The sequence below is a fragment of the Pseudomonas sp. CFSAN084952 genome, from assembly GCF_009648855.1.
Classification (GTDB): Bacteria; Pseudomonadota; Gammaproteobacteria; order Pseudomonadales; family Pseudomonadaceae; genus Aquipseudomonas; species Aquipseudomonas paracarnis.
On record NZ_CP045767.1, the window covers coordinates 2896140 to 2920230 of the forward strand.

At 61.4% G+C, this 24091-nt stretch carries 19 protein-coding genes; 12 read left to right on the forward strand and 7 right to left on the reverse strand.

All coding sequences use genetic code 11. From position 1 onward, the window contains the following. Positions 1–42: 42 nt before the first annotated feature. On the reverse strand, positions 43–426 hold the full coding sequence (locus tag GH769_RS12865; RefSeq protein WP_020303046.1) for a DUF2946 domain-containing protein: 384 nt from the start codon (positions 424–426) through the stop codon (positions 43–45). 181 nt (positions 427–607) lie between these two features. Here GH769_RS12865 and GH769_RS12870 point away from each other — a divergent pair, with 181 nt between their 5' ends. Together GH769_RS12870 and GH769_RS12875 are read left to right on the forward strand one after the other, a co-directional pair. After that, a complete protein-coding gene (locus GH769_RS12870; RefSeq protein WP_003191741.1) occupies positions 608–1216 on the forward strand; it encodes an SCO family protein in 609 nt (202 codons plus the stop codon). Next, positions 1216–1698, forward strand: a complete 483-nt coding sequence (locus GH769_RS12875; RefSeq protein WP_014718803.1) for a copper chaperone PCu(A)C — start codon at positions 1216–1218, stop codon at positions 1696–1698. The genes GH769_RS12870 and GH769_RS12875 overlap by 1 nt, the downstream gene beginning before the upstream one ends. Before the next feature lie 255 nt (positions 1699–1953). Here the strand turns inward: GH769_RS12875 and GH769_RS12880 are convergent, their stop codons facing one another. After that, complete coding sequence (locus tag GH769_RS12880; RefSeq protein ID WP_014718804.1) at positions 1954–2862, reverse strand: LysR family transcriptional regulator; 909 nt, start codon at positions 2860–2862, stop codon at positions 1954–1956. 205 nt (positions 2863–3067) lie between these two features. Between GH769_RS12880 and GH769_RS12885 the strand changes: the two genes are divergently transcribed. Next, complete coding sequence (locus GH769_RS12885; RefSeq protein ID WP_014718805.1) at positions 3068–3466, forward strand: helix-turn-helix domain-containing protein; 399 nt, start codon at positions 3068–3070, stop codon at positions 3464–3466. Between the two features lie 58 nt (positions 3467–3524). Then, the gene (locus tag GH769_RS12890) at positions 3525–6287 is read left to right on the forward strand and encodes a winged helix-turn-helix domain-containing protein (RefSeq protein ID WP_014718806.1); all 2763 of its coding nucleotides are present in this window, start codon (positions 3525–3527) and stop codon (positions 6285–6287) included. On the opposite strand, the gene GH769_RS12895 is transcribed toward GH769_RS12890, so the two are convergent. Both GH769_RS12895 and GH769_RS12900 read right to left on the reverse strand, forming a co-directional pair. Continuing rightward, positions 6234–7736 (reverse strand): winged helix-turn-helix domain-containing protein, encoded by a 1503-nt coding sequence (locus GH769_RS12895; protein WP_014718807.1) that lies wholly within the window; start codon positions 7734–7736, stop codon positions 6234–6236. The two genes, GH769_RS12890 and GH769_RS12895, sit on opposite strands and share 54 nt — an antisense overlap. A 95-nt stretch (positions 7737–7831) precedes the next feature. Further along, positions 7832–8782, reverse strand: a complete 951-nt coding sequence (locus GH769_RS12900) for a GlxA family transcriptional regulator (protein WP_019816841.1) — start codon at positions 8780–8782, stop codon at positions 7832–7834. 181 nt (positions 8783–8963) lie between these two features. Between GH769_RS12900 and GH769_RS12905 the strand changes: the two genes are divergently transcribed. After that, positions 8964–9686 carry a pirin family protein gene (locus tag GH769_RS12905; protein ID WP_014718809.1) on the forward strand — a complete coding sequence of 241 codons (723 nt, stop codon included), beginning with the start codon at positions 8964–8966 and terminating at the stop codon, positions 9684–9686. A gap of 145 nt (positions 9687–9831) precedes the next feature. Then, positions 9832–10218 carry a hypothetical protein gene (locus GH769_RS29290; RefSeq protein WP_073844480.1) on the forward strand — a complete coding sequence of 129 codons (387 nt, stop codon included), beginning with the start codon at positions 9832–9834 and terminating at the stop codon, positions 10216–10218. 140 nt (positions 10219–10358) lie between these two features. Here GH769_RS29290 and GH769_RS12915 read toward each other — a convergent pair whose 3' ends face one another. Then, on the reverse strand, positions 10359–11330 hold the full coding sequence (locus tag GH769_RS12915; RefSeq protein ID WP_032901732.1) for a GlxA family transcriptional regulator: 972 nt from the start codon (positions 11328–11330) through the stop codon (positions 10359–10361). 109 nt (positions 11331–11439) lie between these two features. Here GH769_RS12915 and GH769_RS12920 point away from each other — a divergent pair, with 109 nt between their 5' ends. Together GH769_RS12920 and GH769_RS12925 are read left to right on the forward strand one after the other, a co-directional pair. Continuing rightward, positions 11440–11982: a thioesterase family protein gene (locus tag GH769_RS12920; protein WP_014718812.1), complete on the forward strand. Its 543-nt coding sequence runs from the start codon at positions 11440–11442 to the stop codon at positions 11980–11982. 174 nt (positions 11983–12156) lie between these two features. Next, positions 12157–15924 (forward strand): hypothetical protein, encoded by a 3768-nt coding sequence (locus GH769_RS12925; RefSeq protein WP_032901733.1) that lies wholly within the window; start codon positions 12157–12159, stop codon positions 15922–15924. Positions 15925–15941: 17 nt separating this feature from the next. On the opposite strand, the gene GH769_RS12930 is transcribed toward GH769_RS12925, so the two are convergent. After that, positions 15942–17570: a hypothetical protein gene (locus GH769_RS12930; protein WP_019816837.1), complete on the reverse strand. Its 1629-nt coding sequence runs from the start codon at positions 17568–17570 to the stop codon at positions 15942–15944. A gap of 142 nt (positions 17571–17712) precedes the next feature. Here GH769_RS12930 and pvdM point away from each other — a divergent pair, with 142 nt between their 5' ends. Genes pvdM through GH769_RS12945 form a run of 3 tightly spaced genes read left to right on the forward strand, consistent with a single transcriptional unit; the run spans position 17713 to position 21251 of the window. After that, entirely contained in the window at positions 17713–19062 is a 1350-nt protein-coding gene (pvdM, locus tag GH769_RS12935; RefSeq protein WP_019816836.1) for a pyoverdine-tailoring dipeptidase-like protein PvdM, read from the forward strand. An 18-nt stretch (positions 19063–19080) separates the two neighbouring features. Then, a complete protein-coding gene (locus tag GH769_RS12940) occupies positions 19081–20349 on the forward strand; it encodes an aminotransferase class V-fold PLP-dependent enzyme (protein ID WP_020303054.1) in 1269 nt (422 codons plus the stop codon). Positions 20350–20378: 29 nt separating this feature from the next. Then, the gene (locus tag GH769_RS12945) at positions 20379–21251 is read left to right on the forward strand and encodes a formylglycine-generating enzyme family protein (protein WP_014718817.1); all 873 of its coding nucleotides are present in this window, start codon (positions 20379–20381) and stop codon (positions 21249–21251) included. Positions 21252–21302: 51 nt separating this feature from the next. Here GH769_RS12945 and GH769_RS12950 read toward each other — a convergent pair whose 3' ends face one another. After that, entirely contained in the window at positions 21303–22130 is an 828-nt protein-coding gene (locus GH769_RS12950) for a N(5)-hydroxyornithine transformylase PvdF (RefSeq protein ID WP_014718818.1), read from the reverse strand. A 202-nt stretch (positions 22131–22332) separates the two neighbouring features. On the opposite strand from GH769_RS12950, the gene GH769_RS12955 reads away from it, so the two are divergent. Then, positions 22333–23985: a cyclic peptide export ABC transporter gene (locus GH769_RS12955; RefSeq protein WP_019816834.1), complete on the forward strand. Its 1653-nt coding sequence runs from the start codon at positions 22333–22335 to the stop codon at positions 23983–23985. Positions 23986–24091 lie beyond the last annotated feature (106 nt).

Consider the following 24091-nt stretch of genomic DNA (forward strand, 5'->3'; position numbering starts at 1 on the left):
ACGAGAGAATGCCTCCTGGTCACAGGAAGCCCAAGGCACACGTCAGGATGCGGGAGAAGCGCGGGGGTTGGCCGAGGGCCAGGAATAGCGCGGAGGCGCCTTGTTGCGCCGCTCATGGGCGACACGTGGGGTTTGCGTAAGACCGAGCAGCCAGGCCAGGCCGATCAGGAACACCAGGGCGACGGTAACCGCGTTGCACACCGGGCAGGCAAAGTAGTTCGAGATGTTGCTGGAAGACGGGTTTGCCAACCCTTTGTCGGAAATGGGCGACTGCCCGCCGTCCACCGAACAGAACAGCCCGCCGATGCCGTTGAGCTGCTGCCCAATCATCTGGCCATGCCCCAAACCGCAGGCGAACAGGTTCATCAGCACGCAGAAGTACAGGGCCCAGGCGATCAGTGAGCGGTCAGAGTGGCGCAATTTCATGGCGGCGACTCTACCACCGAAGCCATAAAAGGACGAAATGCGCCGCGCCCCTGTGGCAGAACGTCGCAGATTACGCGCGCCGGCCAGGGTTGCTAGACTCTGTCCCCTTCTCGTTACTCCTTTTCAAAGCCTGGCGGAGCAGCTCCACGGCCCTACAGGCGTTTCACAGGATGCACAGTTGATGAGTACGTTATTCACCCGCCGCAAAGTGCTGACCGGCATGGGCCTATTGGGCCTGGGCAGCCTGCTGGGCGGCTGTGACTACAGCCCCAAGCTGAACTTCAAGTACGGCAAGGACCTCAGTGACAAGATCATGGGCCGTACCTTCAAGCTCAAGAACACCGACGGCGAAACCGTCACCCTGAGCTCGTACCGCGGCCTGATGCCGGTGGTGTTCTTCGGCTTCACCCAGTGCCCGGCCGTCTGCCCGACCGCCCTGGCCCGCGCCGCCCAAGCCAAGAAACTGATGGGCCGCGATGGCAAGATCATGCAGGTGGTGTTTATCACCCTGGACCCCGAGCGCGACACCCCCGAGATTCTCAACAATTACGTCAAGGCCTTCGACCCCAGCTTCGAAGCGCTCTACGGCACCCCGGAAGAAATCGCCGTGGCCGCCAAGGAGTTCGGGATCTTTTATGAAAAGATCCCCGCCGGCGACACCTATACCCTCTCCCACACCGCCACCAGTTTCGTGTTCGACACCCGTGGCAACCTGCGCCTTGGCTTGCAGGCATCCCTTACCGCTCAAGAGTGCGCAGAAGATCTGCTCACCGTCATGGAGGTCTGCTAATGACTGCCGTTCAACACCTCAAGCGTCTCACCCTCGGCCTCACCCTGCTGGGCCTCGCCGCCCACGCCAGCGCCCAAGTACAAGTAACCGACGCCTGGGTACGCGCTTCCGTACCCGGCCAGCCTTCCAGCGGCGCCTTCATGACCCTCACCGCCGACAGCGACAGCAAACTGCTGAGCGTCGCCTCGCCGGTCGCCAAAGACGTACAGATTCATGAGATGAGCATGAAGGACGACGTGATGCGCATGGGCCCAGTGGACTCGGTGGCCCTGCCTGCCGGCAAAACCGTCAAGCTCGACCCGAACGGCTACCACGTGATGCTGATGGGCCTGACCGGCCAGATCAAGGAAGGCGACCAGGTACCGCTGACCCTGACGGTGCAAGATGCCAAGGGAGAAAAGCAGGCTGTCGAAGTGAAAGCGACAGCCCGTGGGTTGGATGGCATGGACCATAGCAAAATGGACCATAGCAAGATGCATTGAGTAGGCGATTAAACCTACGGCCTTTTCTCCCGCGTAAGCGAGCTGCTTTTGAGCTTGATCTCAGGCGCCCCGTTAAACCACGCTGGCCGAACGCAGGCGGGGTGCCGAGTGGTGGGGGCATGTACTCGGTATAACTGTGTCGACCATCAGGCCGCCTTCGCGGGCAAGCCCGCTCCCACAAGGACTTCGTCTGGCGCTGATTCTGCGGGCAGTACATAGCCCTGTGAGGTGTCAGGTGGAGAGGAGTCAGCTCCATCACACGTCCCGCGCCATATGCTCCGCAATCCTGCCCCTCAACCAACGCTCCGCCGGGTCGTTGTCATGCACCCCGCTCCACACCATCGACAGCTCCGCCGCATCAATCGCAAACGGCGGGTCCTCGGCGCGCAGGCGTGTGCCTTCGGTCAATGCGCACGCGGCGTAATCGGGCACGGTCGCGATAATCTGCGTCCCCGCCAGCAACGCCCGCAACCCACTGAACTGCGGCACCGCCAGCACCACCCGACGCGAGCGGCCGATGCGGGCCAGGTCCAGGTCGATATTGCCGCTCAGGTCGCCAGAGAACGACACCATCGCATGGGGCCTTGCGCAGTAATCATCCAGGGTCAGCGGCGCCTCGCCGTCATCGCCGCGCAGGACCTTGCAGGGGATATCGCGCAGCTTCTTGCGCTTGGCATTGGCCGGCAGGTCGGTGGTGTAGCTGACCCCCACGGAAATTTCTCCGCTGGCCAGCAGCGAAGGCATCAACAGGTAATTGGCCCGGCGCACCACCACAATGATGCCCGGCGCTTCTTCGCGCAGGCGGCTGAGTAACGACGGAAACAGCCCGAACTCCGCATCATCGGACAAACCGATGCGAAACACCGCGCAGCTGGTGGAGGGGTCGAAATCCTTGGCACGGCTGACGGCGCCCGAGATGGTGTCCATGGCCGGTTGCAGCTCCTTGAGTATCGCCAGTGCACGCGCCGTGGGTTCCATGGCACGGCCGTTGCGCAGCAGCAACGGGTCATCGAACAAATCGCGCAAGCGGCCCAATGCAGCGCTCACTGCCGGTTGGCCGATAAACAGTTTTTCGGCGACCCGGGTCAGGTTTTTCTCGAACATCAAGGCTTCGAAAATCACCAGCAGGTTCATATCGACGCGGCGCAGATCGTTGCGGTTCATGGGTGCTATCCAAACGTTTTCCAGAGGGCCAGGGAAGCATGCACTGCACGCCTGGGATTGCATAGCTGTGCTGTCTTTTCCAGCACCGCACCTGGCGAAATTAACAACGATTAACTCGTCAGCCAGGCACTCGGGCAACAAGATAAAGCGCGTCTACACTGCACCCATCCACCGGGAACGTTCCCATCGACTGCGGATATTTGTCATGGCCCGACTCGAGCAATATGCCCCCCGGTTATCTCCCACCGGCGGCCTGTGCCCCCGGCGTGAGCGTATCGCCAAGCAACTGATCCTCGCCAACCTCGGCGAAAGCCTGGCGATTGCCGACCTGGCCCAGGCCTGCGCCTTGTCGCGCAGCCATTTTTCCCGCGCCTTCAAGTGCACCACCGGGCTGTCGCCCCAGGAATGGATTCGCCAGCAACGCATCCAGCGCGCCAAGGAATTGATTACCGGCTCGTCCCTGAGCCTCACGCAGATCAGCCTGGAATGTGGCTTTTGCGACCAGGCGCACTTTTGCCATATGTTCACCCGCAGCGAAGGCGTCAACCCGATGACCTGGCGAAACCACCACTCGCGTAGCAAACCTGATGTGATCGCTGCCTAGTGGTCTGCACGTACCTGGAATATGCTGGCCGCTTCCTTCCTCCAGAACCTGGGCAGCCATGAATGACTTGAGCGACCAGGCCGTGCATTTCGGCCCCTACCGCATCCACCCGCGCCAGCGCCTGGTGCTTGAGGCCGGCCGGCCGCTGCGCCTGGGGCGGCGGGCGGTGGACATTCTGCTGATCCTGCTGGAACACGCCGGCAATGTGGTGAGCAAACAGGAGTTGATCGCGCGAGTCTGGCCCAAAAGCGTGGTGGAAGACGGCAACCTGCGGGTGCACATGGCGGCGTTGCGCAAGGCACTGGGGGACGGCCAGGCCGGGCAGCGTTATATCGTCACGGTCGCCCAGCGCGGCTACAGTTTTGTTGCGCCACTGAGCATCGAACCCATGACGCTGCCCACCGACGGCGCGCCCCAACGCCCCAGCCATAACCTGCCCCTGCGCCGCACACGCATGATCGGCCGCCAAGCGCTGATCGACGCCCTGGTACAACAACTGCCGCAGCAACGCTTCATCACGCTGACCGGCGCCGGTGGCATCGGCAAGACCACCGTCGCCCTGCGCGTCGCGGAATTGCTGATTGGGCATTACCGCGACGGTATTCACCTGCTGGACCTGGCGCCGCTCAGTGCAGCGTCCATGATCCTGCCCAACCTGGCCGCCCTGCTCGGCCTGACGCCGGGCGAGAATGCGTCCCTGGCCAGCCTCGCCCGCAACCTGCAGGCACGCCAGATGCTGCTGGTGATCGACAACTGCGAGCACCTGCTCGACGACATTGCCCTCATCAGTGAAACCCTGTTGCGCCATGCACCGCACCTGCACATCCTCACCACCAGCCGCGAAGCCCTGCGCGCCGAAGGTGAGCATGTGCAGCGCCTTGAACCGCTGGCCTGCCCGCCCGCCACCGGCAACCGCGCCCAGGCCCTGGGTTACCCGGCCATGCAATTGCTGATCGAGCGCGCCATGTCCCACCAGGAAAGCTTTGCCCTCAGCGACGCTGAACTGCCCCTGGCGATTGATATCTGCCAGCGCCTGGACGGCATTCCCCTGGCGATAGAACTGGTGGCGGCGCAAATCGAACGGTTTGGCTTGCCGGGCCTGCTGGTGCAGATGGAAGACAACTTTCGCCTGCTGACCCGTGGGCGACGCAGTGCCCTGCCTCGCCAGCAGACCCTGCGCGCCACGCTCGATTGGAGCTTTGACCTGCTCACCGCGTGCGAACAAATCTGCCTGCGCCGCCTGGCGGTCTTTCGTGGCGGCTTCAGCCTGGCCAGCGCAGCGGCGGTAATCGCCGGAGAGCAGGTGGCCCCCGCCGAAGTGCTGGGCTCGATTACGCAACTGGTGGCCAAGTCGTTGTTGAATGTGGAGGCCAGCGATGACGAGATGGTCTATCGCCTGCTGGACATCACCCGCACCTATGCCCTGGAAAAGCTCAGCCAAGCCTGCGAGCTGCATGCCACGCGAGAGCGCCACGCCGCCCGCTGCCTGGCACTGATGGAACAGGCCCAGGGCGATTGGGATTTGATCGCCACACAGCCGTGGATCGACCGTTACGCACCGCTGCGCGAAGACGTGCGTGCCGCCCTCGACTGGGGCTTTGCCGAGGGCGGTGCGCAGTTGCTGGCTATCCGCCTGACGGTCAGCGCGATGCCGCTGTGGCAAGAATTGTCGTTGCTGCGTGAGCACGGCGGCTATGTGGACCAGGCGCTGGCGCTGATCGGCCAGGTCAGCGCGCCCTGCACGCAATTGACCCTGCAACTGCAATTGGCGCTGGGCAGCCTCTCCTATCACGCCATGGGCGCTGCGCCTCGGACCATCGCGGCGTTTGAGGGGGCTGCGCGCCTGGCCGAGATGCACCAGGACCGTGCAGGCCAGTTGCGCGCGGTCTCCGGGCTGATGGCGGTGAACCTGTGCGCCGGGCGCTATGGCCCAGCGCAGGAGCTGAGCCTGCAGTTCGATCGCCTGGACCCACGCACCGAGCCGTTGCTGGACCTGAGCGCCCAGCGGCTGCGTGCGCTGGGCCAGCATTACACCGGGAACCAGGCTCTTGCCAGGCACCACGCCGAGCAGGTGCTGCAGCGTATGTCCCAAAGTGGTCACGTGAACCGCTTTGCCCTCGGGGTTGGCGTGCAATACGACCAGAGCGTCGCCTCCTTGACCGTGCTGGCGCGAATCCTGTGGTTACAGGGTTTTCCCGAGCGCGCCTGGCGCACCGCCAGCCAGGCGCTGGAGCTGGCGCTACAGATCAACCACGGCACCTCGATCTGCTACACCCTGGCCCTGGCTGGAGTGGTGATCGCCCGCTACAACGGCGCCGAAGACGACGCCCAAGCCCTGCAAAGGCTGCTGCTGGAGCAATCGCACAAGCATTCGGTGCAGTTGTTCCAGACCTGGGCCGGGCATTACGCCGGTATTCTTGGCCAACCGGATTGGCAGGGCCTGGGCCTGATCCAAGACACCTTGATCACCTTCGGCACCCATGCTGTGGATGTGCCAACCCTGGAACGCGCGCGCAGTGGAGCTGCGGGCTGGTGCGCCCCGGAGATTCTGCGGGTGTACGCCTTGCAGCTAGAGGATGAGCACGCCGCGCAAACCCTGCTGCTGGAGGCGCTGGGCCTGGCGCACCAGCAAGGCGCTCTGGCCTGGGAGCTACGCTGCGGCGCATCCCTGGCGCTACTGTGGCAACAGCAAGGGCGCATTCAGCTCGCCAGGGACTTGCTCAGTTCAATCCATGCACGCTTCAGCGAAGGCTTCGCCACCCGGGATCTACTGCGCGTGCGCTGCCTGCTCGACGAGTTGCAGGACAAGCGGCCGGCCTGAGAACGCGCCCAGGCAAGGCGCATAGCCTTGTTGCAAACGCTCGACCTGGCGCGGGTCCCGCAGTTGCCCCAAGGCGTAGCTGCGCACGCAGTTGAGAAGGCGATAGCGCGGCGGGCCCAGGCCGGGCTCGACATTCAGCAGCGAGACGTTGACCAGGCGCGCCAGCAGGTAAGACAGGTCGGCATGTTCGAGCTCGGTACCGGCCACCAGGTCACTCAGGGTGGGTAAGGTGACTGCCATCTTGAACAGACTCAATTGCAGAAACAGCCAGCACTGCGGCAGGCTCAAGCGCTCGTAGCTCCAATCCAGGGCCGCGGTCAGTGATCGATGGCGCGCCACCGCCGTGCGGCGCCCACGGGCCAGCACTTGCAAGCCCGTGCGTACTTGCATCTGCACACCGCCGATGCCCAACGCATCCACCTGGGCCGCCGCCAATTCCAGGGCCAACGGCAGGCCATCCAGGCGCCGACACAGGTCGCGCAGCGGCGCCACATCCTGAGGCCGCAAATCAAACCCCTGCTGATTGGCACGCGCGCGCGCCACGAACAGTTGCACCGCAGGACAGGCCATCGCCTGTTCGACATTGGCCGACGGCGCCGGCATCGCCAGCCGAGGCACGCGCACCACCCACTCGCCAGGGGCCAACAAGGCTTCACGACTGGTGATCAGCACGCTGATGCCAGGCGCCATCTCACGCAGCGCACGCAGTAGCTGTCGACACGCGCCCAGCAGCAGGTCGGCGCCATCGAGTATCAGCAGTAACTGACGCGATGCCAGACGCCGGCCCAGTTCGTTGAGGCTGGCGGGCGCCGAATGCAACAGCAAGACCCTGGCCAGGTTATCGAGCAGCTCGCTTGGCGCTTGCACAGCGGCCATATCGACCCACCATACGCCGTCGCGATAACGCGGCAATACCCGCTCGGCCAGGGCCAGGGCCAGCGTGCTCTTGCCAATGCCGGCCACACCGGTGAGGGTCAGCAACCGCTGCGCGGCCAACCGTCGCGCCAGCACGCCCACCAGTTCATCACGCCCCCACACCGGGCTGAGCCGTGCAGCCAGGTTGTGCTGAGGCAGCAGCGTCGGCAGCGCGTCCTGCGCAGGCGCAGCGAAGCAGTAACCGCGCTGGGGGTGATTGAGGATCCAGCGTTGGCCGTCCAGCGCACGACGCAGCGCGGCGATGTGCACGCGCAGGTTGCTGTCCTCGACGACGCTGTTGGGCCACACCCGTTCGATCAAGGTCGCCTTGCTGATGAAGTGCCCGGGCGCTTCAAGCAGTACCGCGAGAATATCCAAGGCTCGCCCGCCCAGCGGCACCGGCCAACCCGCCTTGCTGACCAGGCGCTGCTGCCGATGAAAGGTGTAGGGGCCAAAGCTCACCGCCGTACCATTTTGCATGTCCGTCACAGCGCTGAAACACCCGTGCTTGAGTGCCTGCGCATCCTTTTCCATGGGCTCGACGCTATCTTGCCAGTTGGCGATGACAGGACAATGCTGGCACGGGGAGCAATACGGACAATCGGGTGCCTGAGACGGACAGGGTGTCGTTAACTGAACTGTTGTCGGTATTGGGTAGGGTTCAGCCCGAGCTTTTCGCTGAACAGAAAGCGCATATGCCGCACGCTGCCAAAGCCGGCGTGGAAGGCCACGGTCTTGAGCGGCAGGTCGGTGGTTTCCAGCAGGTGCCGGGCCCGGTCGATACGCGCGCCCTGCAGGAACGCCATGGGCGTCATCTGCACGTCCTTGGCGAACAGCCGCGCAAAGTGGCGCGCGCTCATCCCGGCCAACTCAGCCATGGACTCGATGGTAAAGGGTTGATCCAGATGCGCCAGGACGTGGTTCTGCACACGGGTGATCGGGGTTTCCTGGGGCGCCACGGCGGCAGTCATCGGGCTGAACTGGGCCTGGCCGCCCTGGCGTTTCATCACCACCAGCAGCACCTTGGCTACGTCCACCGCCACTTGCTTGCCATGGTCCTGGGCAACGACCGACAGGGCCAGGTCGATACCCGCAGTGACGCCCCCAGAGGTGATCAGGCGCCCGTCCTGCAAATAGATGCGGTCGGTTTCGACGATGGCGTTGGGAAACGCCTTGATCAACCGCTCGGTGTAGTGCCAATGGGTGGTCACGCGGTGCCCGTCGAGCAAGCCTGCGTGGCCGAGCACAAAAGCGCCGGTGCAGATCGAGCCAATACGCCGAGCCCGTGGCGCCGCAGCTTTGAGCCACGGCAACAGCGCGGGGTGGCATTCGTTATAGGCGCCGGGGCCGCCCGGCACCAACAGCAAGTCATAAGCCGCCTGGGCCTGTTCCAACAGCAGGTCGGTCTGCACGCTCACGCCATTGGAGGCCTGCAACGGGCCGGGCTCAGTGCCGATGGTCAGGATCTGGTAGTGATCGGCCGCTGGCAGGTAGCGGTTGGCAATCGAAAACACTTCCAGCGGCCCGGCCATGTCGAGCAGCAGGAAGTCCGGGAACAGCGCCATGGCCACGGTTTTCATAAGCGGGAAATGTCCATCGAGAAGGAGTGCGGCGAGCATTATGGCACGACTTTAACTGTCAACCTGAAAGCGACAGTTATTCTATTTTCATCTTCTTAATCAATCATTCGTTAACCATTAACCTTCTTCTCAACGCAAGCGCCCTGCATCTCGCAGCCCGCGCTCACTTGAGGACTGGACCATGCTGACCCTTCGCAAAGCTTCCGAACGCGGCGCCGCCAATCACGGTTGGTTGAAGTCGTTTCATACCTTCTCATTCGCCAACTACTGGAACCCCAAGGAACAGGGTTTTTCCGACCTGCTGGTGATCAATGATGACCGCGTCGCCGCAGGCAAAGGCTTCGGCCAGCACCCGCACCGCGACATGGAGATCTTCTCCTACGTGCTCGAAGGTGCGCTGGAGCACAAAGACACCCTGGGCACCGGCTCGGTGATCCGCCCCGGCGATGTGCAACTGATGAGCGCGGGCAGCGGCGTGGCCCACAGCGAGTTCAACCACAGCCAGCGTCACGGCGTGCACTTCCTGCAAATCTGGATCGTGCCCAACGAAGCCGGCGCCAAACCGCGCTATCAGCAAGAGCATTTCACTGAAGCGCAAAAACGTGGGCGCTTGCAGTTGATCATCTCGCCAGAGGGTGCCAACGGTTCGCTGAAAGTGCGCCAGGACGCACGGGTGTATGCCGGCCTGTTCGACGCTGACGAAAGTGCCCGCCTGGAACTGGCACCGGATCGCTACGCCTACATCCATGTGGCGCGCGGCAGCATTGAGCTTAACGGCCAGCGCTTGCAGGAAGGCGACGGTGTACGCGTACGGGACGAACGCCAGATCCGCTTGAGCCATGGCGAAGACGCCGAAGTGCTGGTGTTTGACCTGCGCCCCAACGAACTGCCGCAAATGCCATGACGGTCGCAGTGATGGTCCCGCCAGCGGGACCATCGTTGGCATCGATAGTCACCATCAGCGCAATGAAGTTCTCTTAAAAAATGCAACGCGTAACATCAAACCCATGCCAAACGGCACCCCACTTAAATACTCGGAGCACACCATCATGAAACGCCAAATCCTGCTTAGCCTCGCTTTCTCGGTACTCGCTGCAAACGCTTTTGCCCACCCGGTTGTCGCTGAAGGCGGCGCGGATCGCCTGATAGAAACCCGTGTTGCCGAAGGTGGCGCGGATCGCCTGCAAGAACGTGGTCTGGCTGAAGGCGGCGCTGATCGCCTGCAAGAACGTGGTCTGGCTGAAGGCGGCGCTGATCGCTTGCAGGAACGTGGCCTGGCTGAAGGCGGCGCTGATCGCTTGCAGGAACGTGGTCTGGCTGAAGGCGGTGCTGATCGCTTGCAGGAACGTGGTCTGGCTGAAGGCGGTGCTGATCGCTTGCAGGAACGTGGTCTCGCTGAAGGGGGTGCCGAGCGTCTGCTGAGCACCCACGTATAACCCCGCACTGTTGGCGGGACACCCCAAACCGGCCTGATCAGCCGGTTTTTTTTCGTCTTCGATTTGCAAAGTCTCTACATCACACGCTGTCAGGCCGCCATCGCAGGCAAGCCAACGCCCACATTGGGATCGTGGGTGTATCAGGTCGTCTTCACACCCTGGGCGATCAGGAACTTCTTGCGATACGCCGCCGGCAGCATCCCCACCCGCTGCTGAAACAACCGCCTAAACGAATTACTGTCTTCATAACCCACCGCATACGTGATGCTATCGAGCGTCATACGTGTCGACTCAAGCATCTGCTTGGCTCGCTCCAGACGCAGGCTCTGCAGATAACCAATCGGCGTGCACCCCGTGGCATCCTTGAAGCGCCGCTTGAAATTACGCACGCCAAAGCCAAAGCGCTGGGCAACCTCGTCGATCACCAACGACTGCGCAAAGTGCTGCTCCAACCAATGTTGCACACGTAGGATCTGTGCATCACCGTGGCTCTTGGGCAACGACCACATCGCATAGGCCGACTGTTCGGTGCGCCCGGCATCGATCAGCAAGTACTTGCCGCAGGTATGAGCCAGCTCCGGCGAGCCGAAACGGCGGATCAGGTGCAGCATCAAATCCATCGCCGCCGTGGCGCCACCGCACGTGACCAGCCGATTCTCTTCGCAGAGAATCTGCCGCTCATCCAGGCTGACCTGGGCATATCGACGCCGGAAGAACCCGGCAAATGCCCAGTGGGTCGTCGCACGCAAGCCGTGCAATAACCCCGTCTCGGCCAGCATGAACGCCGCCGTGCACATCGAAGCCAACACAGCGCCTTGCCCATGCTGCTCACGCAACCAGGGGCCGTAGGTGGCGAACGTCGGCATGGCTTCTTTGAGGGTAAAGAGAAAACCGGGAATCAGCACCAGGTCGGTATGCGCGATCTGCGCCAGTGAACCCTGCACTTGCAGGCATTGCCCGCCCCACGCCGTCACCGGCAGGCCGTCCAGGGACGCCAGCGTCACCTCGAAGGGCGGGCTGTCGGCGAAGAGATTGGCCGCGCTGAGCATTTCCATGGCCAGGGTGGCACTGGCAGCGGAGCATTGGTCCGCCAGGAGCAAGGTGACGTGCATGTAAAAACTCCAGCTTGCACTTTTCGCATGTAATAAGTCATTTACGCATCTACCTTAGCCGATTCCGGCTCCGTACAGTGCAGCCATTGATCAACTGTCTGGCGTCTTTATGAATCTCTGGTTTCGATTACTGCATATGCTGTTGCGCCGCCCCTGGCGCAAACCGGTCCATGGCCTGGCCACCACAGTGGTGCGCATGCGGGTCTGGCCCCTGGATCTGGACCTGAACCGGCATGTCACCAATGGCCGATATTTCACCCTGGCCGACGTGGCGCGCATGGATTTTGTGCTGCGCACCGGCGCCTTTCGCGTGGCCCTGCGCCACAAGGCCATGCCGATAGTCGGCGATACCTGGGGCAAGTTTCGCCGGGAATTGAAGCTGTTCGAAGCATTCGAAGTGCACACTCGCATTCTCGGCTGGGACCACAAGTGGAACCTGATGGAGCACCGTTTCGTCAGCAATGGGCGAGTGGTCGGCGTGGTGGTGATGCGTGGGTTGTTTCGCTCCGCCAAGGGCACCCTGCCCCCTTCCGAGTTCGTCCGCGAGCTGGGGTTGGACGACACCTCGCCGCCGATGCCGCAATGGCTCAGCGACTGGTCATGCAGTTGCGATGAGATGAGTGCGCAATTACGGGAACAAGAGCGAGCCTGAAGGGTGTCCAGACCACCGAAACGCGACTAACCGCATGTCGCTATTGGTCACACTCCATCCTTTGCCCGAGCGGAACTCTCGCAGCTTTTTCCTTCACCCAACAATGCGTCTGAAATTCAGACGCACTCCTCAGGAAACTTGCCTATTGGATATTCGCCTTACAGGTCCCCGCCCATGCTCAGTACGACCAAGCAAGCCAACCCCCACTGGTATGACGTCCCTTTCCACTCTACCAAGCCCGATGGGCCACCTCGCCAGCCACCGCTGATCGAGCCGCTAACCACTCCCCCTGCCTTGGCTGGCGCGACGCACGCGCCTGCACCGAAAACCTACAAGGAAGGGTTCGGCGACAGACACGACCTGCAAACGCTGACCACGAAACTCGGAGACATCGCGAAGCAATTGGATGTGAACACCACGCCTCAAGCGATACTGGCTGCCTTGAGAGCCCCCCTGGATATTCATCCTGACTCATCGTTCCCTGTGCGCCCCAGTGAAGGCGCGACACTGGAGAGCTTTATCAGGGCCAAGGGCTGGCCGATACCTACCACCCAACTTTCGCTGACCGAGCTGATAAAGACGGTGAAACAGGAAGCCCTGACGCAGCCGATGGGTAATTTTGGTGGCGCGTTGTCGTGGTCAATACCCCTGAGCCAGGCTGAGCAGAGCCGACTACGCGTTATCTCCATGAGGTCTGACTACCTGAACGCCCTGGATGCCTTGCTGGCCCAGCACCCGCTAACCCCCGAGGTACAAAGTGACCCCGCGCAAGCACTGGAGGCCCTGCTCAGTTCCTCCGCAGGCCAAACGCTGGGTAAACACCTGCAGGAGCAATCCGGCGGTATCGCCACTGCCAACAGCGCCACCGACTACCTGATGGCTGCCATTCAGTTGCAACTGGACCCCGAATCCATTACCGCCCCTCATCGTAATAACGTGGCGGGGTTTGACCTGGCGCACGCGCGCCACTGGGGCAAACCCGCGTCTACAGTGCTGGATACGTTGAGCAAGCATTTGGTCGACAGTGGCAGGATCAGCCCTGTGCTGTCCAAAGTGGCTGCGTATGTGTTGCTGGCCAGGAAGGCCCCTGTTTACCTGATCAAAAACATACCGCCCTCCGTGAGGCACGGCAGCCCAGCCTGGCTGAACCTGGTCATTACCGTGGCGAGCATTGAAGCGAGTACGCCGGGGAAAGTCCCGAACATGACGTTTGCCCAAGTGATGCAGGAAGGCGAACATGCAAGGGTGGCGCAACCCGAGGCGGCTGCGCAAGCTCGTACAGCAGCGCTGGTAGATTGGGGGGTTTGCCATAACGTAATTGCCCGCAAGGACGACACGCAATACACCGTGCAAGAGCTGGAAACCCTGAAAACCACCTTCACAGCCCGACAGCAGGACATGCTAGGCGCCTCTGCCGCCTTGGATCTGGAATTGCCCACCCGAGAAAAGATGGCCATGGCCGTACTGGTGGAACGGTATGGCGACCTGGGTGATCTGTTCAAACAAAAACTGATCAAGACCAGCAACATTCCGCGCAGAGGGCAGAACAAGGCACACACATGGCTACCCGGCCTGCATTCGATGCTCGACATCGCAATGATGGATCTGAGATTGCCCTATCTCTTTGAAGCCGCGAACAAACGTGTACCGATCAACGACTTGAACGCCCGCTACCGATTTGGTGTGAGCGATAACTTCGAAAAGCGCTTTGAGGAAACAATCAAGAAGAAAAAGATCGCCCTCGCCACGACGGTCAAACACCTGATCGCGCAGCTCCCCCTGGAAGACCGTAGAAACTTTGAGTACGGCAAAGTTACGTATTATCGAAACTCATCCACTGAGTTGGGTTTCTGGAGCAAGTCCGACCCGGTGTATGAAAAAAACCTGCTGGTGAAAATTGAACGCGACGGGCAATCCAGCGGCTACCGTATCGACCCGACCAAAGGCGAAATCGTGCCCATTGAAATGTGGGCGCTGAAAGAACGTGAATCCAGGGAGGCGAATGTAGCGTTCAACACCAGCGTGTTCGTCCCCAAAAGCGTCAGTGCCGACCACGCAAACGAACGCGCCGGCGCAACGGACGCAGCTATTGATAGTTTTGCTACCGACCGCACGCAAGACATTGCTGATGCCTTCGTTGAGCATTTCAATCTCGATGACCCGGATATCAAGAAATACGCCAGAGGGCAGACGACCCAGGACCTGGCGAACGAGAAAATCAATCAGGTAAACGATTTCTTCATGAACTTGATTCCTTTCCGCTCGGCAATTGAAAACTTTAAAAAAGGCAACAACGTCGAGGGCGGGTTTGACTTGGCCCTGGATGTGTTTGGCTTTCTCACAGCGGGCGCGGCCAATATCGGCAAACTCACCAAGGTCGCCGGCAGTGCCGCATCCCTTGCCACCAAGGTCGCGCGAACGGGCAAAGTCATCGGCATGGTCACCTTGAGCAACTTCAACCCTCTGGACGGGCTGGCTGACCTGGCCATTGGCGGCGCAAACCTGCTGAGCAAAGGGTTGACCAAAAGCACCGCGTGGCTGGCCAACATACGAAACACGGATAAAGCCCATGATTGGTTGAAGGCTATCAGCCAGGAGCATGGCAATGCATTGCTCGGTTCGATCACCTCCGGCGGGCGCTCGGTTGATAGTGTTGTGGTATTCAAAAACGATCAGTGGCACCACTACGACCCCATCACCCGTCAACCCTACGGCACGCCGGTGAATGGCTTCACGCCGAGAGTCCTGGCAACCCAGGGTGAAATCAACGGCACCCTCAGCGAGTGGGTCGCCAACTGGTTCAACCCGGCAAAACCCGGCATACCCATACCGGAGGCCTTCAACGACGCAGTTGACGCAGCAAAAGCAACCACCACAGGCCACGCGGCATTCAATCAGGGGTACAACACGCTCGCCCCGGCCAGCGTTTCTGGCTATTCAGCAGAGCTGGGCATCACTCAGTTGAAAAAACTGGCCACGGACGCCACCGCGTCACCCGAGGTACTGGGTAGCCTGTCCAGGCGTATCGACGAGCTGGAGGCGCTGCCAGGCAAAGTCAAAACACTCTACGAAAAGCTCATTCCGCCCACAAAGCCATTGCCCGGCAAGCCCGCGACGCCAGAACAATTGCAGTTCGAAGAGGCGCTCGCAAGGGGGGCTCCGGACGGGATCAACGGCTTCTCACCGACAATGAAAATGCATCAATTGCGCGAACTGATACTGGACCCGAAGCTGACGTCTGCCGAAGTCGGGGCTCTGTTCAAGCATTTGCAAAAACGAGCAATGGAAACCAGCTTAGAGCTAAGCAGAAAATTCGCTGATGACATGACCGCCGCCCATGGCACTTTGATCGCCATGCCGCAAGGGTATTACCTGAGCCAGGTCAACGTTGCATCCGAGGGCGGCTGCGCCGCGTTGGCGAATACCATGGCTATGGCCATGCTCGATGGCTCGGAAAACACCTTGATCAGCAACTTCTTTCTCAGTCTGGCGCACCCCAAACACCCTAATACTGAAAGGTTCCGCGACAGCCTGGAGAGATTTCAAAACACCCTCAGAGATGATTTTCACTCTGGGCAGCTCACCCGCAGTGCGACCTGCGACAGGATCATCTCGGATTTGGCAACGGCCACCACCTCCAAAGCCTTTCTTATCAGCAATTCAAAGCACGGTGTTACCGCTGGCGTCAAAATCACGAAGGACCAAAAGATCTGGTTTTACTATGACCCCAACTTCGGGCTCGTCAAATTCTCCAAGGAGGCGGACATGCGCAGCGGTATGGAGCGTGCACTCAATAGTGGCCAGACCAGCCATTTGTTCCAGCCGCTCAAAAAGGCCGATGGGTACACAGTGTCTGAATTCAACGAGTTATACCTGATCAACAAGATAGGGGATCCTCGAAGTGTCAGCGGGCTGTATTCGGCAGCGATATCGGTGACCTAGAGCGCCTGCAACACGTTTTAAAGCGTGTGCGTGACCTTCAAATGTCGGGCATACCACGGCCGCCGCGGCACGCGCTTGAACAACCCCTTGAGCACGTCCTCATCGGCGCCGAAGGTAATGCGCAGGGCCAGCTTCATGACTTCCGGATCCATTTCCATCGAACGCCCTCGTTGCAGCCCCGGTGTGGTACTGCAGCCATGGGTGTCCGGTCCCAGCCAAGGGTCGCCTACTTCAACCCAGCGGCCCTGTGCAAACCAGGCTACGCCGTTGACTTCCAGGCGGCTCACCTCGCCTGGGTTGAAGCGTTCGTGGGCGCGAAACCAGTCTTCGATGCGGTCATCGATCCAGCCGTGGAAATGCCAGAACACCGGGTTTACATGGGATGAAAACGGGTCGCCCAGAAAGTCGTTCTCCGGCGCATACCAACGTGGGGCAAAGTCCGCGGGGTCACGGGCGAAGGGTACCGGGGCGCCGTTGGACGGGTCGCGGGGCACCGAGGCCCAACGCATATGCAGCCAGTCGTGCAGGCCCAGTTCCATTTCCGAGCCCAACTGGCCCAGGGTCAACTTGGCCAGGTAACGCGGGTCGCGGTATTGGGATTCCCACACCTGGAAATTGCTGTGGTAGGTCTGGGCGGCCTTGATATCGCTGACCCACTGGGTGTAGTCGGCATCATCCGGCGCTGACCAACAGGGCGGCAGCGCGAAACCGTCGTGGTTGTCGAAGTAGCGCACAAAGCCCAGGCGATCACGCTCCAACGGCGGTTGCGGCTCGGGAAATTGCGGCCAGGACGGCAAGTCCTGCATGGAGCGTGCGGTGCCAAGCATATGGCGGTGCATGAAGAAGAAGTCAATGCCCGACCCATTGCGGTCCTTGCGCTTGCCGCGGGCGTCGCGCTCCTGGCCACGGGGCCCGGGTTGCCAGCCGATGCCACGCAGGGCCTCGCGTTTTTCTTCGGAGAGCTTGTGCCACTGATCGCGGGTGGCGTGCCACAGTTGGTGAAACAGCCGATGCTCGGGGGAAACCAGCCAGGCCAGCAAGGTCGGGTTGAGACCGATGCGCTGGCGGGCTTCGGGGAACAGTTGTTTGTGGGCGATAAAACGGTTGTCGCGTTCGGTCAGCGCCAAGGGCCGCTCAAGATCGAGGATGTGCCCGCTGAGGGTGGCGCTGCCGGCATTGCTGAAATCGGCCCAGACTTCATCTAGGGTCATTTTGAATTCATAGGCCGGCACACCGCCGGCGGAATCGCGGTCGATCAAGCGCCAATAGAGCACGGCGCCCTCGCCCGTCAGCACATCACCCAAGACGCGGTAGCGCGGCTCGCCGTCCGCACGCAGCTGCTCGGCGGTGTCCAGGTAACCGCGCAGGCCACGCCCACGGGGAGCGATGTCCAGCAGCAGCTCCAAGCCTTGCAGCGGCAGGCCCGCAAGGCCCGCATCGCGGCCTTCCAGGCGCAGGCTCCAGACGCCCCGCAGGGTGTTCGCCAGGTGCTGGCCCTGGGTGTCAGCGAGGTCGACCGTGGCTTCACCGGGGGTGATGGGAAACTCGTCTTCCCGCGTCAACTCGCGATGGGCATAAAAGGCCGCAGGCACCGCTGCACCGGTCAGCGCCAGGCCTGCGATGAACCCACGTCGAGAGATTGTCATTGGCTACCTTAGGAAACGGCTTGATCAGAGCTAGAACGTTTGCAACCCGATGAAATTTACCGCCCTGCCCCCGCCACCTAAATTTCCCCCGTCATCGCTCGTCCTTCCCTGATAGCAAAGGCCTCAACTGACTGAGATGGCAATGACAAAATCACGTTCGAAAAAGGCGCTGTATATCGGCCTGCCGCTGGCCCTGGCTATCGGCGCCGGGGCTGGCTTGCTGGTCTGGGATCAGTGGTTCAAGGGCAACGCCGGCTACCCGCTGGAGGTGATCAAGCAGGCCAATGAAATGCAGGATCGCCTGTTGTCATTTGACAGCCACATCACCCTGCCCCTGGATTTCGGCACGGCGGGCAATGAGGCCGACAAGGATGGCAGCGGCCAGTTCGACCTGGCCAAGGCCGCCCGCGGCCGATTGTCGGGCGCCGCGCTGACGATCTTCGGCTGGCCGGAAATCTGGAACGGCGATAACGCTCCGCACAAACCCACCGATGGTTTTGTCGAAGAGGCCCGCCACGAGCAGGAGGTGCGCTATAAGATCATCTCCGGCATGGTGCGCGACTTTCCCAACCAGGTGGGCATCGCCTACACCCCGGACGATATGCGCCGCTTGCACGGCGAAGGCAAGTTCGCGATTTTTATCAGCATGCTCAACGCCTACCCCCTGGGCAATGACCTGAACCAGCTGGACCTGTGGGCCGCACGCGGCATGCGCATGTTCGGGTTCAGCTACATCGGCAATAACGCCTGGTCCGACTCGTCGCGCCCGCTGCCGTTTTTCAATGACTCCCCCGACGCCCTTGAAGGCCTGTCGCCGATCGGCCAGCAAGCGGTGCATCGCCTCAATGACCTGGGGGTGATCATCGACGTGTCGCAGATGTCGACCAAGGCCCTGGAGCAGGTCGCGCAGTTGAGCCGCACGCCGATGGTGGCGTCCCATTCGGCGCCTCGGGCGTCAGTGGATATCCCGCGCAACCTCAGCGACAAGGAACTGCAACTGATCAAGAACAGTGGCGGCGTGGTGCAGGTGGTGGGCTTCCCCGCCTACCTGCGCCCCTTGAGCCAGCCGACCCAGGACAAGCTCAATACCTTGCGCGCACGGTTCGACCTGCCGCCACTGCCGAATCTGGCCATGGCCCTGATGCCCGGCGATGCAATCATTGCCGCCTGGCCCGAGCAACGCTTCGGCCAATACGCCAGCGCGCTGTACGGCATTCTCGAGGAAGAGCCCAAGGCCACCCTCAAGGACCTCGGCGACGCCATCGACTACACCGTGCGCAAGATCGGCATCGATCATGTCGGCATTGCCTCGGACTTCAACGACGGCGGCGGCCTCCAGGGCTGGGAGAACGTCGGCGAGGTGCGCAACGTCACTGCCGAACTGATCCAGCGCGGCTACTCCGAAGCCGATATCGCCAAGCTGTGGGGAGGCAACTTCCTGCGGGTGTGGGACCAGGTCCAAAAAGCCGCCAAACCCTTGGCCAACCGCTAACCACCACGAAGTAAGTCCATGACCGACCGCCGTACATTTCTCAAGCAGGCCGGCGTCTTTGCCGCGAGCCTGCCGCTGGGCACCGCGTTGCTGCCTCAGGCAGTCGCCGCCGCCACGAACGACCCATGGACGGGATTGAAACAACTGTTCAACCAGGACCCCAATTACCTGCATTTTTCCAACTTCCTGGTGGCCTCGCACCCCAGGCCCGTGCGCGAGGCCATCGAACGCTACCGCCAACAGATCGACCGCAACCCTGGCCTGGCCATGGACTGGGACCTGCAGGAAACCTGGAAGCGTGAGGGCCAGGTACGCGAGTGGGCCGGCCGCTACCTGAACGCCACGCCAGCGCAGATCGCCCTGACCGGCAGCACGTCCGAAGGGCTGGCGATGATCTATGGCGGGATCAAGGTGCGCGCCGACCAGGAAATCCTCACCACGGTGCATGAGCATTACGCTACCGAGTTCAGCCTGGACTTCCGGGTACGCAAGGAGCAGACCCAGGTTCGCAAGATACGCCTGTTCAAAAACCCCAATCAGGTCTCGGCCGATGAAGTGCTGGGCAATATCCAGCGCAACATTCGCCCCAACACCCGTGTACTGGGCATGACCTGGGTGCAATCCGGCAGCGGCGTAAAACTGCCCATCGGTGAGATCGGCAAGCTGGTGGACGAACACAACCGCAACCGCGACGAGCCGGACCGACTGCTTTATATCGTCGATGGTGTGCACGGCTTCGGCGTGGAAGACCTCGACTTCCCCGCTATGCACTGCGACTTCTTCATCGCTGGCACCCACAAGTGGATGTTCGGCCCGCGGGGCACCGGCCTGGTGTGCGCCCGCGAGACCGAAAACAAATACGTCACGCCGATGATTCCGACCTTCTCCGAAGACAAAAACTTCGCCACGACCATGACGCCAGGCGGCTACCACGCCTTCGAACATCGCTGGGCCGCCGACGAAGCCTTCAAGTTGCACCTGCAACTGGGCAAGGCAGCGGTGCAGGCACGCATCCATGCCCTCAACACCGAACTCAAGGACCAACTGCTGGCCCACCCGCAGATCGAACTGGTCACGCCGCGCAGCCCCGAGCTGTCAGCAGGTTTCACCTTCTTTCGGGTCAAGAACCAGGACAGCGATGCCGTCGCGGCCTACCTGATGAAAAACCGCGTGGTGGTGGACGCGGTGGACCGTGACGTTGGCCCGGTGATTCGCACCTCGCCGGGCCTGCTTAACAACTCCGATGAGATCCAGCGCTTCATGACCCTGCTGAGCCAGCGGTTATGACCCCTTTTCCCTTTGAACGAGACGCCTCCATGACGCCATCCCGACTCAAACCGCTCACCGCACTGGCACTCACCGCCCTGTGCGGCGCCCTGCTGCCCGGCCTGGCCCATGCCGCCGCCCCACAACCGGGCAAGGTCTTCAAAGACTGCAAGGACTGCCCGGAAATGGTGGTGCTGCCCGCCGGCACCTTCACCATGGGTACCCCGGAAGACGAAGTGGGCCGCGAGCCCGACGAAGGCCCCATGCATGCCGTGACCTTCGCCAAGCCGTTCGCCATGAGCCGCTTCCACATCACCGCCGGCGAATGGGACAGCTACGTGCGCCAGACCGGAGTCAAGATCGCCAATGGCGACGACCGCCCCGGCCGCGAATGCATCGCCAGCAAGCCGCGCTACCCCCAGGGGCCACGTCAGCCGGCGGTGTGCATGGACATGGACGACATCAAGCAGTACGTGAGCTGGCTGTCGAAGAAGACCGGGCACACGTACCAGATGGTCAGCGAAGCCCAACGCGAATACGCCGCCCGCGCCGGCACCACCGGCCCGTTCCCCTTCCCGTTCGACGAAGGCAAGGGCTACAGCATCGCCCAGCACGCCAACACCTACGGCCCGGCGGACGGCTACAGCTATTCGTCGCCCGTGGGCAGCTACCCACCGAATGCCTTTGGCATGTATGACATGCACGGCAATGTGTATGAGCGGGTGGCTGATTGCGAGCATCCGAACTACGTCGGCGCGCCAACTGATGGCAGTGCCTGGGTGGAGCCCAACTGCGAGGCCTACCAGATTCGCGGCAATGACTGGGGCGAGGCGCCGGTGTTTTCACGCTCGGGCAATCGCAACAACATCTACCCGCAAACACGGGGGGATTGGATTGGGTTCCGGGTAGTACGCGAACTCTAATACCTTGTAGGAGCGAGGGGGACGCCTAGTTCTTGCTCGCTCCTACAGGGTTCAGCCTTGTTTGGCCAACAGCTCCAAGCCTTCATGCAATGCCGGGAACAGGCTGTTGTTGAAGTTGTTCCAGCGCAGCTCAAGGATGGTGTCCTCCGGCGAAATCTCGGTCTTGAGCACGTCGTGGAACACCTCTCCCGAGTCGATGCCGTTATCCACGTAGTGGAATGACGCACCGGTCCAATACAACGGCTCGCACGCCTGAGTCGCCTTGGTTGCCCAGTCGGTAATCGCCTGCCCACGTGCGCCGTACAGCGCATTCCAGGTGGCGTACGCCCCACGGCGTTCGTAAGGCGACTCGAGGCGGGTGATGCCCGGATGAATGTTCATGATGCGCCGTGCAAACGGCGCACCCGGGCGCACCAGTTCGTCGAGGATCACCAGCAAACCATCCAGCACCACGATGTCAGCCTTCAACTCCACCAGGGTGTCATGCAGCCGACGCTCGAAATCCTGCTTGCCGGCGACATGTTCGGCGCTGCCCCGTGGCAGGCGACGATAGGTCGACGGCACGCTGAGCAGCAGGTCATTGACCAACGTGCCTTGCACACGCAAATCCGCCGGGTACAACCACTGGCGACCCGGCTGGTAAGCAAAGCCATAGTCCGCCACCAACTGCTGGTCCCGCGGGTTGTGCTCATCGTCGTCATACACCACGCCTACGAGGTTGTAAGCCTCGCCCAGCGACGTGTCGTTGAGCGAGCCCACCAGAAACTCCAGCACCGATTTCATATAGCGCTCGTGGTCTTTATAGGCCACCGGTTGCCCCGCCTTGTCGGCGGCGGCGTTTCTCAGGGACCAGACATACACCAGGTTCTTTTTCGTCATGTGTTTCGCTCTCGCTCAAAGGGCCACGCACGGCATTGATACACGTGCGCCTACAGAACAAGAACGAACCAGGCCCCGGGCAATTTATCGCCCACTGCCACCGCCCGGCACGCCGCGCTAAATAGTCACGCCACAGCTTCGTTTGTCATGGGTAAGGGTCTGTGTGCCCAGCCCCCTCTTTTTCACTTTCCGGGAAGTATTTATGACCGACCCCAAGCGCGGCGCCTTCAAAGGTTTGCTCGCATTGCTCAGGCCCTTTCGCACCATCGTGACGGTGTCCGTCGCCCTTGGCATGGCGGGCGGCCTGGCCATTACCTTGCTGTTGGCGACGATTAACAATGCCCTGCATTCGGCGGGGGGCATGACCCAGGGTGTGGTGTTGACCTTCGCCGCATTGTGCGTGGTGGCGCTGGTCAGCTCGATCATTTCCGACATCGGCACCAACTACGTCGGGCAACGGATCATTGCCGCCCTGCGCAAGGACCTGGGTGAAAAAGTGCTGTCAGCGCCCATCGGGCAGATCGAGCAATATCGCTCTCACCGCCTGATCCCGGTGCTGACCCACGACGTGGACACCATCAGCGATTTTTCCTTTGCCTTCACGCCCCTGGCCATCGCCGCCACCGTTACCCTGGGATGCCTGGGTTACCTGGCTTACCTGTCCGTGCCGATGTTCCTGATGATGGTGGTCGCAATCATCATCGGCAGCGCCGTGCAATTCATCGCCGGTGGCAAAGGCATTCAGGGCTTCGATCTGGCCCGCAGCCACGAAGATGAATTGCAGCGTTACTACAATGCGATTGCTTCTGGCGCCAAGGAACTGCGCATGCACCGCCCGCGGCGGTTTCGCATGAACACCCACCGCATCCAGGAAACCGCAGACCGCATCAGCGATATCCAGGTGCGTTCGGTCAACATCTATATCCTGGCCAAGACCTTTGGCTCGATGCTGTTCTTCGTGGTCATCGGCCTGGCCCTGGCGATGCAGGCCTACAATCCCAACCCCGATCCCACCGTGATTACCGGCTTCGTGCTGGTACTGCTGTATATGAAAGGCCCGCTGGAACACCTGCTGGGCTATTTGCCCGTCGTTGGCAAGGCGAAGATTGCCTTTGGGCGCATCAGCGAACTGTCGGAGCGCTTTTCTTCGCCCGAGCCCCACTTGTTGATGGACGACAGTGAAGCGCCGAAGCCTGTGGTCAACAGCCTCGAACTGCGCGGCGTCAGCTACAGCCCGCCAGCGGTTGAAGGCAGCCAACCGTTCCACCTGGGGCCGATCAACCTGAGCATCAAACAAGGCGATATCGTGTTTGTCGTCGGCGAGAACGGCAGCGGCAAGACCACCCTGATCAAATTGCTGCTGGGCCTGTATCCGCCTCAGGCGGGTGAGATCCTGCTCAACGGTACAGCGGTGACCGACCCAGAGCGCGATGATTATCGCCAGTTGTTCACCACGGTGTTTTCCGACTATTACCTGTTCGATGACCTGGTACAAGGCAGTGCCACCCAGTCCCTGGACAGCGCCACCCAATACCTTGAGCGCCTGGAAATCGCGCACAAGGTCAGCGTCAAGGACGGTGTGTTCAGCACCACTGACCTGTCCACCGGCCAACGCAAGCGCCTGGCCCTGGTCAATGCCTGGCTGGAGGAGCGCCCGGTACTGGTATTCGACGAATGGGCCGCCGACCAGGACCCGGCCTTCCGCCGCATCTTCTACACCGAGCTGCTGCCGGACCTCAAACGCCTGGGCAAGACCATCATCGTGATCAGCCACGACGACCGTTATTTCGACATCGCCGATCATTTGGTGCGCCTGCGCGCCGGTCAGGTGGTGCATGAGATGGAGCCTGCATGAAGTACCGGAATAATTTTTTCCGGTTTTGCGAAGTAGGAACGTCTCACTAGTGGTAATGAGAACTAAACTCAATAAACACTTAGAATTGCCCACTTAAAACATAGAA